Annotated in this window: 7 protein-coding genes and 1 tRNA gene; 1 reads left to right on the top strand and 7 read right to left on the bottom strand. The window is 42.5% G+C overall.

The window, feature by feature from the left end; translation table 11 throughout:
* Positions 1–7: 7 nt before the first annotated feature.
* From FSB76_RS02065 to FSB76_RS02055, 3 genes are all read right to left on the bottom strand, one after another.
* Positions 8–2,488, bottom strand: a complete 2,481-nt coding sequence (locus FSB76_RS02065; RefSeq protein ID WP_147051945.1) for an SLBB domain-containing protein — start codon at positions 2,486–2,488, stop codon at positions 8–10.
* Positions 2,489–2,640: 152 nt separating this feature from the next.
* Positions 2,641–4,335 (bottom strand): capsule assembly Wzi family protein, encoded by a 1,695-nt coding sequence (locus tag FSB76_RS02060; RefSeq protein WP_147051944.1) that lies wholly within the window; start codon positions 4,333–4,335, stop codon positions 2,641–2,643.
* Positions 4,336–4,830: 495 nt separating this feature from the next.
* Positions 4,831–10,734: a T9SS type B sorting domain-containing protein gene (locus tag FSB76_RS02055; protein ID WP_147051943.1), complete on the bottom strand. Its 5,904-nt coding sequence runs from the start codon at positions 10,732–10,734 to the stop codon at positions 4,831–4,833.
* A gap of 242 nt (positions 10,735–10,976) precedes the next feature.
* On the opposite strand from FSB76_RS02055, the gene FSB76_RS02050 reads away from it, so the two are divergent.
* Entirely contained in the window at positions 10,977–12,083 is a 1,107-nt protein-coding gene (locus FSB76_RS02050; RefSeq protein ID WP_147051942.1) for an acyltransferase family protein, read from the top strand.
* 153 nt (positions 12,084–12,236) lie between these two features.
* Here FSB76_RS02050 and FSB76_RS02045 read toward each other — a convergent pair.
* The 4 genes from FSB76_RS02045 to FSB76_RS02030 all read right to left on the bottom strand — a co-directional run bounded on the left by FSB76_RS02045 (position 12,237) and on the right by FSB76_RS02030 (position 17,002).
* Positions 12,237–12,323, bottom strand: a tRNA-Ser gene (locus FSB76_RS02045).
* Between the two features lie 780 nt (positions 12,324–13,103).
* The gene (locus tag FSB76_RS02040; protein WP_147051941.1) at positions 13,104–13,523 is read right to left on the bottom strand and encodes a nuclear transport factor 2 family protein; all 420 of its coding nucleotides are present in this window, start codon (positions 13,521–13,523) and stop codon (positions 13,104–13,106) included.
* On the bottom strand, positions 13,520–14,212 hold the full coding sequence (locus FSB76_RS02035; RefSeq protein ID WP_147051940.1) for an alpha/beta hydrolase: 693 nt from the start codon (positions 14,210–14,212) through the stop codon (positions 13,520–13,522). The genes FSB76_RS02040 and FSB76_RS02035 overlap by 4 nt, the downstream gene beginning before the upstream one ends.
* 210 nt (positions 14,213–14,422) lie before the next feature.
* Complete coding sequence (locus tag FSB76_RS02030) at positions 14,423–17,002, bottom strand: sensor histidine kinase (RefSeq protein ID WP_158642818.1); 2,580 nt, start codon at positions 17,000–17,002, stop codon at positions 14,423–14,425.
* Positions 17,003–17,119: the final 117 nt, after the last annotated feature.

The following is a 17,119-nucleotide window of genomic DNA, read 5'->3' as shown; positions in this document are numbered from 1 at the left end:
TAATTTGTTATTTACTCAGTGTCAGTATCCCCAAAATAATTGCACCTATGGAAGCTAACCCCGTTGTTAAGCCTAAAATGGTTTGCAGCGAATTGCCTTTAGAAGCCGGTTTTTTGGGTACATAAATTTCACTCCCTGGTTTTACCGACGGGTGATTGTTAAAGAATAAAAATTTCGTGGTACCCTTTACAGTCCCATTAGGATATACAATGTAGGCCCCTCTTCGGAGCGCCTCCGGACTGTAGCCTCCGGCGTTAGATACAAAATCATTAAACGATTTTGAACTATCATAAACTACCGCACTTGGATAAAGCACCTGGCCGTTAACACGAACAACTTGTTGCTGTTTAGGTACCCGTAAAATGTCGCCATCTTCCAGCAATAAATCGCCTTTTGAGCCTGGCGTTTTTAAAATTGTGCCAAGATCAATCCCTACGTAGTTATTGCGTTGCTGCGCATCGGCATTTGTTGTGGAATCCTTATAAGTTCTTTTAAGCCTGTTTGCCATCGCTGCCCGTTCCAGCGTCAGGGCTGCAGTATCTGCCTTGTTTTTATCAATACCCAATATGGCAATATTTTCTCTTTTTAATGAGCCGCCTTCAACATCTGCCGATGCAGTTAGCCCACCAGCCCGCGCAATCAGGTCAGATACTTTTTCGTTTTTGCTCTTAATGGTGTACGATCCAGGGTATAATACTTCACCTTCAACTTTAACTGTTTTTTGTTTTTCGTAGCCCGGCAAACTATATATAGATACGATATCAAATGGATTCAAAACAAAATTAGCATCATTCGGCTTTAACGGGCCATCGATATTTACACTAAAAACTTGTGCCACAGCACTGCTTTTTGATGACGGATCGGCATCAGAAATTCTCCTGGCTACTTCAATTCGCCTGGTGCTGGCGCCCTCTGCAAAGCCACCCGCTTTCAAAATAAGATCTTCTACTTTCATGTTTTCAGAGAACGCAAACTTTCCAGGCCTCCGTACACTGCCGTTAATAATAACTATATATTTATCACGCAAATCAAAAATAGATGATATGTTAATAACGTCTTCACGCTGTAACGGGATAGTGACTGTTTTATTAATCACATCTTTTACGTTAAAACCTATCATCTCGGTGCTGTTATCAGGTTTTAGGCGTGTAATTGTACCCCTATCTGTAAAGGCATCTTCTTTTAAACCTGCTGCTTTCTCAATTAACTGATTTAAAGTTAAGCCGTTTTGCAGCTCGTATTCGCCAGGCTTAAAAACGGCTCCGTAAATAGCAACCCTGTTTTCAAAACGGTTGATAACCGATTCAATAGTGTATTTGTCCCCTCTCAGCGGTATATAGTTTTTATAATCAGCTTCTACAACATCCGTTATTTTCCTTTGCTGGTCACTTATCTGCGAAACCTTTATGCGTGCAGTATAGGCGCTATCGGTAAAGCCGCCTGCATAGTTTATGATGTCGTCCAAACTTTCGCCCGGCAAAACTTCGAATAATGCCGGGATTTTTACCTGCCCGGTCAATTCAACTCTTGTTCTATACGTAGGTACACGCACAATATCCTGATCCTGCAAAGCGATATTGTTTTTTTGATCTCCCTTCACCAGGAAATCATAAACATCAAGATGCCTTATAATGCGGTTGTTCCTGATTATTTCAATTTGCCTTAAAGTGCCATTATCAGTTGGGCCACCGGCCATGTAAAGCGCGTTGAAAACCGTTGCGAGCGATGATAGGGTATAGGTACCAGGCTTGGCCACCTGCCCAATAATAATTACTTTTATGCTCCTGATGTTTCCCAGGGTAACCTGAACGCTTGTGCCACGGCCAACTGCATAGTTATTTGCAGCAAGCCTGCTTTTTATGGCTAAGGTAGCTTGCTCAATAGTTTTGCCACCAACATTTAAAACACCTACACCTGGTATATTGATATTGCCTTCGGGAGACACTTCAAGTTTCCAGTTTACTAATGAGCTGCCATAAACATTGATGTTGAGCTGATCATTAGGCCCAACAATGTAATTTACCGGGGTAGCCAGCTTAAGGTTTGGCTCAAATGAATTGTTTTTGTTTTTAAAAATATCGGCCCCGAAAATTTTCGGTTTAAGCCCTTCAAATATATCCTTATGTACTGATGACGTGTCACTGTTATCGGGTTGGTAGTTAAGTTGTCGCGTTCCCTGGGCGGCGGTAGTATCCGCCGTGTTTGATTGCGATACACCCGATTTACTGCGAATATTCTTTATCCTCGATTGTAATTTTTGCGCCTGGCCTGCCGACATGCCCCTGTTTTGTGCCTGCTGTATTAAATCAGCATCGCTTAACCCGGCATTTTGGGCTTGTTGCAGCACCTGGGTCAACTGTTGATCTGAAACATCGTCGACGTTGATTGATGATATATTTTGCAGATTGGTTTGAGCAGAAACAAATTTAGCTGAACAACAAAAAATGGTGAAACCAATTAAAAACAGACGAAGGCGAAATTTATTCATAAGTAACCATTAAAGGCAATTAATATAATATTGGAGTAGGCGATACTATTTTGCAAAAGTAAACTAAATTGAGATTATTAAGAACGATGATGTTTTTTTAGTTAAAAGTTAATTCCATCTCAAAAAACGACAAATAACAACAACTATATCAATCAGTTGAAAAAGTAAGTGACGTTAATTCTTGCATGTAAATTGAAGCTATCACCATTTTTATATTCGTAATTCAAGGAGTAAACCGGCGAAATTGCTGCCGAGATAAGGTATCTTTTTAATTTAACATTGCTGTAAAAGGTGCTCGAAAGATCAACCCAATGCAAGTTGTAAGTACCAGTGCCCGCAAATGCACTGTAATACAAATCATCGTTATGTAATTGCCTTTCGAGTATAACACCATAAGAATTTATTTGTTTTAAATAGCTGACATCCAGCACAAAACTACTTCCTCCGGGCCCAATGCCGGCGCCAATATAACGTCCGTTGTTTGTATATCCGTCTCTGGGGCTTTGAAGATGTTCGTACCAGGTTGGTTCGTCTCTTACCAAAAAGCTGGGTGACCTTTGAAGGGAAGTTATTTCGGTTTTCAATTGCAAATAGGTATCATTTCCTAACTCAAATAGTTTCCTGCCGCCCAGCGTATAGGCCGACGAATGACCCGGGTCTTGAATAAAATCATTGGCATTGGCCGATCTGTCGTTTCGTGCCCATTCAAAATAAATTTCGGCCTGGTAAAGTGGTAAAAGTTGTCTGATGTTAAACGCATAAGCAAAGTCTTGTCCATCGCCCTTTGTTGCATTGTTAACGTCATTTGCTGCCAGGGACGAGCCTGTAATTACCGGGAATAATTTTTTAACTATGTTTTTTTTATTATACATAGAATCCTTATCCATATAAGTATAGCTGCTTACTCCTAAATACAGCCCTTTTAACCACTTAGGCTGCCAGTTAATGGTATAGGCAGAAGCGTAACGGGTAACCTTAGGTTTTGCGCTATATAGGTTGCTGCCATAAATTAACTTACTTACATCATCGGGCGCAAAGCCTGATTGTTTTAAGCTTCCGCCTATCAATTGCCATTCAAACGAGCCTATTATCGTTTTAAGGGGTTTTGCCGAATTAAATGTCCAGTGCAAAAAGCCGGGCGCCGAGTTACTCATCATAATGGAGTTTTTTATACCGGGGCCCCACCATAAATTTTCTGTTGATGCACCTGCTTCAACGCCCTTATAATTTAGTGTTATTTTAGATTGTCCCGGGTACAAATGTTTTATAGCATTATTTCCAAATCTTTCAGGAGCATCGATGCCGTTTATTGTGCTAAAATACGCAGCCATAAGCGCGGGAGAATTATTGGCCGACTGTGCATCAGCAAAAGTGTCAAACCTTTTGTTTTGGGCGTAAACTAATTCTGGTTTAACCTGTATGTTTAGGATGCCCGCCCTCAGTAAAAAACCTCCGCTGACCATAGTTTGATAGCCAGCGTTAGGATACAACGAGCCATTGTTATATCCATATGGCCTTTTAAGGTTATACTCATTTAGCCAATTAAAAGGCAGTGCTTGTATTCCTGATGGAATACCCATGAAAGTGAATTTTGCATATTGATTACTTCCCACCATTTTCTGAATTACGGAGTCTGCCCCATCACTGCTCCAATGACTGTTTACAGGGCGAATAGTGAAAGAAAATGGATTGTTGTTCTTTCCCAAAATTTGCTCCCTGCGTGCAACATCCTCAGTATAAGAACCAACGGAAACAGTTTGCGCATAACTTCGCAGTGCAGTAATGGAGGATAGGGAAATTATTAACAATGTTTTTTTTAAAGATAAGGTGTAGGTAGTAGGCAGCATAATATTTATAAATTATTATTTTTTTTTCGACGGATCGGAAACTACTTCAATTAGCATTATAACATTTTTTTTGATTTAATATTTCATTATCTATTAAAAAAAGATTCTATTGCTAACAGTTTAACATTTAATAGGGCTAAAGTAAACGATATTTTAAATATAACGAACGAATATTGATGTTTGACCTTGAATAAATATTAAATAATTATCAAGGCCCGATACCCCGTACGTTTATACGCAGCATTTTGAAACAACGTGGTTAAATAAATCCCGAAGATAACACGTAAGGGTTTAGGCAAATACCGTTTTGAAGTATTGTGATGAAGCCGCCGTAATGTTTAAGCATATTTTCAACAGCTTGCTTAAGCAATATCATTGCTTGTAGTGTTTATTTCAAGACGTGTACAAATAGTAACATTATCGGTAAAATGAAGGAGGGGATAGTAAGATTCCTCTTTTGAAGTTCTCTCGATATACTCGCGTTAACAGTTCATTTTACCTGATTATCGCTACCCATCCCGCCTTAACCGGCGATCCGTCGTTAAGATTAATGGTATAATAATAGGTGCCCACGGGCACCGGGCCTCCGCCTGACTTGCCGTCCCACTGTTCGCCATAGCCAATGGACGAAAATACCTTAGCGCCCAGCCGGTTGAATACGTTGACAATACAATTTGGGTAGGATTCAATGTGCTTTATTGCCCATGTATCGTTTGTTCCATCGCCGTTGGGTGTGAACGTGTTAACCACAACAACTGCTGTGGATGTTATGGTAAGTACTCCAGGAACATACGTGAAACTATAGTTAGGGGATTCTGCCTTGCCTGTAAAGGAAATGGCATATTCCCCAACAGCCGAAGCAAATGTAGCGATTGTTTGTACTTCAGGTTTTTTTATGAGGTTGAACTCATTTTCGTTATTTACAAAACCGCCGTAAGTAATCGTAAGAGGAGGGTTTTTTGATTGAAATGGGCGCGTTTTGTTATCTGCTGTGACGGTCATCGAGGCAGGTAAAACGGTGCTGTTTGGCATAATGAGGTTGTTTGTCAATCCATTGGACGTTAGTATGATATTACCGGCGTAATTGCCAACAATGGTAGTTTTTGCAAGCCTAATGTAAACAGTAGTAGTGATAAGCGTTCCTGGACCTCCTATGATGGCCGTGTTTTTAAAATTAATACCATCGTTACTCACTTCAAAACCTGTAGGCGGGGTGATAGTTATGGCTGATACAAGGTTATCTCCTGATACATCGAAAGTGCCTGAAGCGGATACCCTGCCATAAATGGTGCTGAGCGGCGATAAGTTACTTACAGCTGTAATAGCCGGCGCAGGCGTAGGGTTTACAGTAATTTTGAAAATAACAGGGGGACCTGTACATGGTCCGTTTGATGGCGTCACTATTACAATGGCGGTAATTGCAGTTGTTAAGTTATTGACAGCCGTAAAGGTAGGTATATCACCTGTGCCGCTGGCCTGCAAGCCTATGCCTGGTGTGTCATTTGTCCATGTATAAGTAGCAGCGGTACCCCTGAAGTTTATGGCCGTTGTAGCTGTACCATTGTTAAAAATTAGCGGTGATATCTGGTTGACCACGGGCAGTGCATTGATGGTGCCGGTTACGTTAGCAGTTTGGCTGGATGCACCCACAGAGGATATGGTAATAAGCCCTGAAATATTACCGACAGATGCTATAACCGAAGAACGTACATAAATAATGGTACTGCTAACTTTGCCGGAGGTTTGCACAAGCGTTAGCTTATTGGCATACCCAACATTGGGATTAACCGATATCTCGAAATCTACAGGCACTGTTATCTGAATATCGCCGGACAGGTATGTACCTGTAACGGTGAACTGCTCAACATTACGGCTGGCAGACGGCGATCCCTGGCATGCAGTTATACTACCGGTTAATGGGCTAATTGTCAACGATGGAATGGGAGGGTTGATGTTAATTTTGAAAGTGATAGCATTGCCAGTACACGATGCATCTGATGGTATAACTGTTATGATCGCAGTAAGTACAGTTTGGCCGTTATTGATGGCCGTAAACGCTGGGATATCGCCGCTTCCGGTGGCGGGCAAACCAATTGAGGGGCTATCGTTAGTCCATGCGTAGGTGGTAGCTGTTCCGGTAAAACTAATAGCATTGGTTGTCTCGCCATTGTTAAAACTTTGATCAGTTACTTGATTTACGACTGGCAAGGCATGGATCACCCCGTTTACGGCAACTTGCTTATCCTGCACTCCGGCAGAGGAGAGTATCACGTTGTCTGAAAAATTACCCGGCTGGCTTGATGCTATTGCACGAACATAAACCACTTTGTTAGTTACCGTGCCATTCGTTTGAACGATGACTATGGAATTTGCAAAGCCGCTGTTTGGACTTAGCGACACTTCGAATTTTGCAGGTGCCGTTATCTGAACATTGCCTGTCAGGAAGGTGCCTGCAACGGTGAATTGCTGGATATTAGGGCTAACAGACGGCGATCCCTGGCATGCGGTTATATTACCGGTTAAAGAGCCAGTTATTAAAGACGGAGTGGGAGGGTTGATGTTAATTTTGAAGGTGATAGAATTGCCACTACACGATGGATCTGATGGTATAACTGTTATGATGGCAGTAAGTACGGTTTTGCCGTTATTAATGGCCGTAAACGCTGGAATGTTGCCGCTGCCGTTAGCCGGCAAACCAATTGAGGGGCTGTCATTAGTCCAGGTGTAGGTAGAAGCTGTTCCGGTAAAACTAATGGCATTGGTTGTCTCGCCATTGTTAAAACTTTGATCAGTTATTTGATTGACGATTGGTAAGGCTTGAATTACTCCGTTTGCTGCCACTTGCATATCCGGCAACCCTACAGAATAGAGTATGACGTTATCAGAAATATTCCCCGCCAGGTCTGATGCCGCCGCGCGAACGTAAACCACCCTGTTAGTTACCTTGCCGCTGGTTTGAACAATGATTACCGAATTTGCAAACCCATTGTTCGGGTTTAGCGATACCTCGAATTTAGAGGGTGCTTTAACTGTTATATCGCCTGATAGGTTACTGCCGGAAACTGTAAACTGTTGTGTGTGCGTTGACGGCGAGCCGATACAAGCTGATATGCTACCTGTTGTAGCGCCAACAGTAATAGCCGGCGATCCGTTTACAGTTATGGTAAACCTGGTCGGGGTGCCCGTACATCCGGTACCGGGCACAAAAAAGGTACCTAAGCACGTACTTAGCTGCCCGTTTATACTAATGGTATTGCTTATGGAATTATCAGCTGTGTTGATGATATTCACACTATTGGAGTCTTGATTAGCTACATATACAAATTTCCCATCTGGAGTTATCGATACGCCAATGGGATGGTTGCCCGTGGGAATAGTTGCAATTACTTTATTAATTACAGCGTCTACCACCATCACATTGTTGCTACGGGTGTTGGCAACATATACCCGTTTACCATCCGGGCTAACACAAATACCGGTAGATACATCGCCGATAGGGACATTGGCTATAACCGATTTTGTTGCCGCATTTACTACTTTAAGTGAACCTTTGTATTGTGCGCTGGTGGCATATACGCGGCTATTATCCGGACTCACTGCAATACCGGTAGGTCCAAAATTGACCTTGATGGGGGTTGTTTGACGAGTCTTGGTGTCAATGGCAATTATTGCATTTTCGCCTATACAGCCAACGTATACCGTTGTACCGTCAGCGCTTGCAGCAATACCATAAGGATACCCGCCTACATGAATGGGTAATTCAACTGTGCCTGTAGATACATCGATAACAGAAACATTAAAGGCATTTTCGTTGGCTATGTAAACTTTTTTCCCGTCTGACGAGAAACATATCCCTATTGGCGATGGAATATTGTTAAAAGTTGATACCACCTTATGGGTAGTAGTATTTATTAGCGTAACCGTGTTGAACGTGATATCAGTAATAGCCACCAGGCTGCCATCCGGGCTAACAGCTATCCCTGTGGGTTGGCCGGATGTGTTTATATTTTCCGCTTGCTTATTATTATCGGCATTTACCATTATAACGCTGTTTTTACCGGTAAGGTATAGATATCCTGCCGACAAAGGTGTAACGGTGATAATAGCTTTTACGGGTGCAACGCCGGCATTTACAGCTGTGAATGATGGTATATCACCAACACCGCTTGCCTCAAGGCCAATAGACGGAGTATCGTTGGCCCAGGTGTAGGTGTTGCCTGTGCCGTTAACGGTAATTGCAGTAGTTACGTCGCCATTGTTATATATCTGGTTACCGGTAGTATTGATGGTGGGCAGGGCGTTAATTACACCACTTACGGCAACGTTTTTGTTTGCGGCGCCTGCTGTGCTTAATGTCACATAACCCGAGATGTTAGCTGGCGTGCTCAACGCTTTAGCTCGAACATAAACAACTTTATTAGTCACAGCGCCGCCCGATTGTATAATGGTTAATATGTCAGCAAAGCCGCTGGTTTCGTTGAATGATATCTCTAAGCCCGCCGGCGATGTAGCCGTAATATTGCCGGATAAATTATTGCCGGATACGGTGAATTGTTGCGTGCTGGTTGAAGGAGCGCCGATGCATGTTGTTATAAGACCACCAACGGGGCCTGGCGTAATGGCAGTAGGCGAGGGATTAACCGTAATCTTAAAATCAGTTGGATTACTGATGCAGGTATTCACGCCGGGCGTTATAAAATTACCTATCGCATGAGGCGAGGGGCCACAGGGTATAGTAGCCGTTACTGTATAATCTGAAGTTCTGATGATTGATAACGTGCCGGAATCAACATTGGCCACATATACATATTTTCCATCCGGAGTGATGGAAATCCCCGCGGGTGATTTACCGACGGGTAATGCAGCCATAATTGAATTGTTGGTGGCGTCAATCACCGTAACGGTTCCGGCAGATTGATTGGTAACGTAAATACGGCTGCCGTCCGGGCTTACTGCAATACCTTCGGCATCAGTAGGTAAGCTGATTGTTGCCTGGAGGGTATTTGTAGCAGCGTCTATTATGTAAACACTATTAGAGTAGCTTCCGGTTACATATATCTTCCCGCCATCCATACTTGTTGCAGCATAACGCGCTCCCGAAACCGGGATGTTAATAATTTCGGCGTTATCATCAGTATCATAAACCCTTACATCTCCGGTGGCAAAGGTGGCAACGTAAATCCATTTTCCATCGTTGCTTAAAGCCAGCCCGGCACCGCCCGAGGGGAAAGTAAGGGCTGTTAGTACGGCGTCATTTGCCACGTCTATCACCGTACACGAACCGCTTGCGCCGGTAACATACGCCCTGGCGCCATCTTTGCTGAATATCACCCCTGTAGGATTGTCAAAAATCGATATATCCTTTACCTGGTTAGTTTGCGTGTTGATAATAGAAAGGCTTATACCCGAAATGTTTGCAATGTATGCTTTCTTTCCATCCGGACTTATGGCAACAAAGCCAGGATCGGCGCCTACGGGTATCGTGTCAATAATTTTGTTGGTAATGGTGTTAACCGCCAAAACAGTGTTTGAACCAAAATTTGGTATATAGGCAACATTAGCCCTCTGAGAAGTAACGCTTAAGTGTGCAACAACAGGACTCGATCCGGTATTTGCGATAGCAAAAGGGGCTATGTTATCGCCACCACTCGCCGGCAAGCCGATTCCTGGCCGATCATTTGTCCAATAAAAGGTGTTGCCGGTGCCTGTAAAATTTATGGGCGTAGTAAGGTCGCCGTTGGCGAAAATCAGGTCTGATATATGGTCGACAGTCGGCAGGGCATAAATCGCACCTTCAACGGCTACTTTTTTTGTTGCACTCCCCGCTGCGGTTAATGTTACATAGCCTGATAGCTTGGCAACTGTAATGCCAGCGGCGGCCCGCACATATATTATCTTACTGTTAACCAACCCGCCTGTTGGTGCTATGGTTAATAAATTGGCAAATCCGCTGGCAACGTTAAGTGAAACTTCAAATCCGACTGGCGCCACAACCATAATATTGCCAGACAAATTACTCCCCGAAACAGTAAACTGCTGGGTGCTTGCAGATGGTGAGCCTACGCAGGCCGAAATGGTACCACCTGCGGGACTGGTAACGATATTGGGACTGGCAAACGCGGTTTTTACGTTTTTAGGATATTTTGCGGTTGCATTTTTAACAACATTGGTGAAGGTGTTATCATAGTTGATATCAATAAAAAAAGACGATAAAACAGCATTGTTTTTACCATGTTCACCTGAAGAGGCACCACTTGACTTGAAATTATTATGTTTAGTTAAAAAAGCTTCGGCAATATTGTTTTGGCCATTATGAAGCATTTGGCTATACGCTATCACCTTTTCTGCCGGGGCGAAAAAGATTGAGGCTAAAATCAGCAAAAGTAAAGGTTTACACATGTTTAAGTTAGGTGAAAAACATGGTTTAGTTGCCAGTAAATTGATTATGAAGTTATTACTTTAATTGTAAAATGTAAAAAAAAACTTATTAACTACAGTATCCCTGGGACAAAACCTCTTGATGTAACGCGCGAGTTTGAAATTGCCTGTGATTGCTTAGGCCGAAACATTGGTGCACCAATGCATTCTTTTTTATAATTTACGCTGGTTATAAATTTATAGTCTGTATATCCTGTTTGCTAATGAATAATAATGAACTGGCCACCAAGCCACACTATCCCATATTAGACGGCCTTCGTGGTGTTGCGGCTATTATTGTTGTAACCTTTCACCTGACGGAGCCACTGGGTACCGGTCATTTAGATATTCTTGTCAACCACGGTTATCTGGCTGTAGATTTTTTCTTTTTATTATCTGGCTTTGTAATCGGCTACGCTTATGACGACAGATGGAATAAAATCACGATCGGCAGTTTTTTCAAACGCCGTATCGAACGCCTTCAGCCAATGGTAGTTTTAGGAATGACCCTCGGCGCCATCGGGTTCTATTTTACCGATTCTACACTTTGGCCGCTTATTCACACCATTCCTGCCTGGAAGATGTTGCTGGTGATGTTCATCGGTTATACTATTCTGCCCGTTCCATTGTCGCTTGATATACGTGGCTGGGAAGAGATGCACCCACTTAATAGCGTGGGATGGTCGTTGTTCTTTGAATACATTGCCAATATTCTTTATGCAATCTGGATCAGGAAATTTTCCAAAACGGCATTAAGTATCCTGGTTGGCGTCGCCGCTATATTACTGGCTCATCTGGCAATCACAAACGGCGACGTGAGTGGTGGCTGGACACTGAACGTAGAACAAGTGCGTATTGGACTCACCCGCACCATGTATCCTTTCTTTGCCGGGCTGTTGCTTTCACGTGTAGTGAAGCCGGGGCAGATTAAAAATGCCTTTTTATGGTGCAGTCTTTTAATAGCTATCGTACTTTACATGCCACGCGTTGGCGGCGCCGCGCATCTTTGGATGAACGGGGTATATGAAGCTGTTTGCATTATCATCGTTTTTCCGTTTATTGTATATCTTGGTGCCAGCGGCGTGATACAAACAAAAGCCGAGAGCAAAATATGCAAATTCTTGGGTGATATATCCTATCCGCTTTACATGGTGCATTATCCGCTTGTATACTTCTACGTAGCCTGGATCAGTAATCATAAAGGTATTACAATTGCACAGGCGTGGCCTTATGCGCTGCTTATTTTAACAGGCGCAATAGTTTTGGCCTATGCCGCATTAAAATGGTACGATGAACCGGTTAGGAAATGGTTGCGGAAAAAGCTTGGATAAGGGCGGAATATTGTTCATATAATGGCCAAATGGAATTGTTGGTAAATTCAGAAGCCTTGAAAACTTTTAACCATCCTGACAGAAGCTAACCTTCGTGGAAACAAAAAAGCCCGCAAAGCTAATATTTGCGGGCCTTTTGATGTATTTGCTTTGCGGAGAGGGAGGGATTCAAACCCCCGGTACCTGTAACAGTACACCTGATTTCGAATCAGGCACATTCGATCACTCTGACACCTCTCCGTGGTTATAAAAGCAAAAATCCCGCTTGGGCGGGACTGCTTTTATTAAGCGGAGAGCTAGGGTTCAGAACCACAGCTCTTTACGCTTTACTGACGCTGTTTTTTCGGCTTTTTGAACTTGAACGCTACGAATAACGCTTTTTTTTAATTTGCCTTTTAGCGGAGAGTTAGGTTTGTGAACCTTAACTCTTATATATTGATAATCAGTAATTCACACTTTCAAAAGTTTTTTACTCTACGAGTAACACAATAGCAAAATGACTCTAATTGTTAATTCAAATATAAAAACATTTTTTAAAATTTGAAAACTTTATTTCTGTTAATCAGAGAGTCGCTGATTCGAGCCCAGCCTAAGGAGTCAGAATGCGCAAGCACGAGAAATCGGTCGCTTGTCCCTTTTTTGCCAGATAATTCACTGTTGATCAAGTAAATGCAAGTTTAATAAAGTACTGCACTATTATCGTGACCCTAAATCCCCTGAGTTTAGTAAGGATGTCAGTATCTTTTTTGAAAGCAGAAGTTTGGGGCCCACCTTAATATTTGCACAAAAAAGATCGTTAATCAGTTTGAGGACTTTAAATTTCCCTATCTCTTCATAAAGTTGAGAAGCTATTCGTTTTCTGTTGCTCTTATCTCCGCATCGATCAAGGGTTGATGCCAAAGCTTGTATCAACAGTTCTTAAATTGCATTAAAGACGGCAATCCCATATCAAAAAGCCGATATTCAGCTCTTCAATATAGGATAGCGGGTTTTTAAATAATTAAGTTATTAGTTTAATAATCAGAAGATCGGTTTTACACCAAAATGGTCGCCAAACATGGGTAAGCCGCTTTTTGACGATGCCTCTGTAGCCTCATCCTGAATAACGTCCCAATGTTCAGCCAGTTTGCCATTTTCCATGCGGATAATATCTACAACTATCCAGTTCGGGCCGGGTATCCCATAATAACGACCGTGTACCATTACCATATCTCCTTCGGCCATCATAATCGACGATTCGTAACGCGCTTCCGGCGGTAATGCCGCAACTAAACTTTGTAGGCCCTGGCGCCCCGGCGGGATATGCGCACTATGTTGTATATAATCTGCCGACCAATATTTTTCGAAAGCACCCGGTTCCCTCTTGTTAAAAACGGCTTCAAAAGCTTCCCTGACAATGCTTTTGTTATTTTCCGGGACAGTTAAATCTACGCTGCTCATATGAGTGATTCGGCTGCTTCAATAATAAAATCAGTAACTTCTTTGCCATTTGAAGCTAACGACGCGTGCCCTGAATCCAGGGTAATTGTTTTTTTAGCCTGCATCCGTTCCGCAAACCAGGCTTCGGTTTCGGGCGGGATCATTTTGTCGTTAGCAGATACCTGGTACCAGCTTGGTTTTTGTTTCCAGGCGGGTGCGCCCGATGGATCGCCAAAAGCCTGTCCGCTAATTGGTTTTTGTGATAAAGCCATCACTAAAGCATCCTCATCAGAAACACCCTGGCAAAATACTTCATGATAGTTCGCCGGGTCTACATAAAGAAAACCCTGCGCATCTGGCTTTACGCTGGCTATTCCAACGGGAGCTTCCCGTAAGCCTAAAAGGCCGCCTGCTGCTTCGCCTTCATCAGGTGCAAAAGCTGCTATGTAAACAAGCCCTACTACGTTTGGCTGGTTACCCGCGCCGGAAATTACCATCCCTCCATAAGAGTGACCTACCAAAAGCGTTGGCCCTTCAAGCGCAGCTACCATATCGCCTGCGCGCTTAACGTCGTCGGCCAAAGAGGTTAGGGGTAATTGTACCGCCCTCACATTATAGCCTTTTGCAACCAATGTTGGAATTACGTGCTTCCAATGGGAACCGTCACCAAACGCGCCGTGCACCAGCACGATATTAAATTTTGTTTCCATAATATGATTATAAAAATTGATTGATTTTATATAAATGGGCAATTGTAGCGCCATCTTTTAGGTATTTGACTATCAATTATTTACCGGATCGTTGCGAAAATAACGGTGTTTTATATCGTAAATTCATGTTAGCGATACCAATGAATTAAGGTGAGCCTTCCAAATAGTTCATCCAAAACTGAAGCGTGAATGCCATACTAAATCAGCTTTTTATTTATGTAAATCGTTATTGTCGGCAGGTTCGGTTTTTTTAACGGTTACCGTTATTTGGGTGCCATGGTTATTTTGAATGGTAAATTCGCCCTGCAACTGTTCAGATAAACCACGCATGAGATTTATACCTAATGAGTTGGTGCTATCGCTATCAAAATTATCCGGTAAACCGGTACCGTTATCCCTGATGGTAAGTAAGTAGTGTTCATTTGTCGTGTGCTCCAAAAAGATATAGATCATTCCTTTACGTCTATCGGGAAAGGCATATTTAATGGAATTGGTAATGGCTTCATTGATGATCAGGCCCAGGGGAAGGGCCTGGGCTATATCCAGCTCTAAGGGTGGTATGCGTAATTCAAAGCTGATATTGGCGGGGCCTATAAAGCTATCCCGTAGGTAAATGGTTAGCTCATCAATATAAATGGCCATATTGATAGAGGTAAGTTTTTCTGATTGATAAAGCTTTTGGTGAATGAGCGACATCGCGTGCATCCGCCGCTGGCTAATACGAATGGTTTCTAAAGCCACTTCGTTATCTACATAGGCCGATTGCATATTGAGCAGGCTCATGGATGTTTGCAGGTTGTTTTTTACCCGGTGGTGGATCTCTTTTAAAAGCAACTCTTTTTCTGTTAAAAGCGATTGTTGCTTTTGGTTCATGCTTTGAAGCGAACTGTTTTGATCGTCAATTTCTTCCTTTTGTTTCTTTAATTGGGCGTTACTTTTTTTGTTAAAGTAATACCTGCTGTAAATCATCACAATTACAAAAAGCAATAAACCAAAACCGGCATAGGTAATTTTTTTTGTAAGCGCGTCTTTTTGACGCTCCAGAATGTTTTGTGTTTTAAGCTCTTGTAATTTTTTTTCTTTTTGCAGGGTTTCATACTTAATGTTAATATCGATGATCTGCCTGCTTTCGTTTTTACTGCTAATGGTATCTAAAAGGTTGGCGTACTTATGCAGGTAATAAATAGATGATTTGTAGTTATGGGCAACAGAATCTAACTGGTGCATCTGGAAATAATAACGCAAAAAATCATCCTTGCCGGCCGGGATATCAGTAGCCGGACGATAGATGAGCATCTTTGCATATTTGCGGCTCATTGCGTAGTTTTTCATGAAGTAATAGGACGCGCAAAGTTTGAAGGTTAAATAGTGATTGATCATCCCGCCTTTTAAAACCTGGTTTTGTTGCTCCAACTTTTCGGCAAGCAGGTAATAGCTATGAGCCTCCTTATAATTTCGTGCTCGTTGATAACAACTCCCCAGGGCTATGTAGGCGGTTTGTTTTTCAACGGGGTTAGCCGGAGGATAGTTTTTCCATGTTTTTTTGATCAGGTTGAGCACTTTTTTCCCGTCTTCGGGCGTGGCATATTGATTTGAAAATGAGGTTAGCAAGTCCCAAAACTCAGAGTCGCCACCGTGTTTTTCGTAAGCTTCCATCGCTCTTTTTTCCCAGCGGTTATATTCAGTTTCGTTGTTCAGCCGGATGAAGCCGTTGGAGATCCTTTTGTAGAAATGGGCCATTTCAAGCGAGTCGTTCGTTTTTTCCGCGCTGTTTAATGCTGCAAAGGCCATTTCAAGTTCTTTGGGAGAGTCTGAAGCCAGTAACGCATAAAAGGCCAATAGGTCATAACTGTACTGAGTATATGGAAACTGAGTCGATTTCTGCAATGCAAGCGATTGGGTTGCCGCGTCTTTGGCCTCGTTCATTTTGCCGCCGGCAAAACTCAGGTAAGAGATATCCATCAAAGTGTTTGCCTGGTTGCCGCTATCATTTAACGCTTTATAAAGCTTTAAGGCTTTGTTTAGGCAATCAATTCTGAAAAGTGTTGTCTGCGCAACAAAAGGGCAGTACATACCCTCGTAATTCCAGCATTTTGCCTGAATTTGTTTATCGGTGATTAGTCTTGCATCATTGGTAACGGTACTAAACCAGCGCTTGCCTTCGGTGATATTATTTTCTTTGAAATAGCATTTCCCCAAAAGGCAAGCACACTGGGCCGACCATTTGGTAAGTTTAAGTGCATCAGTCTCTTTTTTTGCCTGGAGCAGGTAAGCAATTCCCCTGTCGCTATTATATTGATGAAAGTCGGGGTGAAACACGTAGTATGCGCCTATTAATAGCAAAAGCCGGGCATGATTGGCTCCTGTGATTTTAGCCAGCTGTCGTTTTGCGCTATCTATATTTCCGGTATCCATCCAACCACAATTTTTTAGGGTGTAGGCATCGTCAATGCCTTCTGCGATTGTAGATACGCGGCTCTGTTTATAACGTTTGCTAGTAATAAATAAGCTGCTATCTAAATCCACGCGCGCGTCCCTCAATACCGTATTAAATCCCGAACTCAGTTGTAGTAAAGTTCTGCCTGTGTATTTTTCAGCAGTTTGGGCCTGGGTGGAAAGCTCAAAGATGGTAAATAGCAGCAACAGGGATGATCGTTTTAACAAGGAAGGCATTGTGCCATTGCAAGATATACGGGTATGAACAGCCAGGAATAAGTATTTTATATTTTGAGTTGTATTGTGAAAGGCGGGTAAGTAGCTGCCGATAAGTTTATATTTTCCAGGTTTCATGTACAGCGAGGTAGCGATGGTACACATCCATCATTAAATCTGCCCATAATTACCCAAAAGTATACCGATATTTATTCATTTGATAATGAGTTGTTTAGTGTGTGCTGATTTTGTTTT

It is taken from the genome of Mucilaginibacter ginsenosidivorax (assembly GCF_007971525.1).
Taxonomy (GTDB): Bacteria; Bacteroidota; Bacteroidia; order Sphingobacteriales; family Sphingobacteriaceae; genus Mucilaginibacter; species Mucilaginibacter ginsenosidivorax.
The sequence above is the reverse complement of the archived record's forward strand: the minus strand, read 5'-3'. Positions and strand labels throughout refer to the sequence as shown.

Bases quoted from the DNA above. Each gene is read 5' to 3' on its own strand.
- FSB76_RS02035 (WP_147051940.1), bottom strand. From the start codon at position 14,212: ATGGAAACAAAATTTAATATCGTGCTGGTGCACGGCGCGTTTGGTGAC.
- FSB76_RS02065 (WP_147051945.1), bottom strand. From the start codon at position 2,488: ATGAATAAATTTCGCCTTCGTCTGTTTTTAATTGGTTTCACCATTTTT.
- FSB76_RS02060 (WP_147051944.1), bottom strand. From the start codon at position 4,335: ATGCTGCCTACTACCTACACCTTATCTTTAAAAAAAACATTGTTAATA.
- FSB76_RS02050 (WP_147051942.1), top strand. From the start codon at position 10,977: ATGAATAATAATGAACTGGCCACCAAGCCACACTATCCCATATTAGAC.
- FSB76_RS02030 (WP_158642818.1), bottom strand. From the start codon at position 17,002: ATGAAACCTGGAAAATATAAACTTATCGGCAGCTACTTACCCGCCTTT.
- FSB76_RS02040 (WP_147051941.1), bottom strand. From the start codon at position 13,523: ATGAGCAGCGTAGATTTAACTGTCCCGGAAAATAACAAAAGCATTGTC.
- FSB76_RS02055 (WP_147051943.1), bottom strand. From the start codon at position 10,734: ATGTGTAAACCTTTACTTTTGCTGATTTTAGCCTCAATCTTTTTCGCC.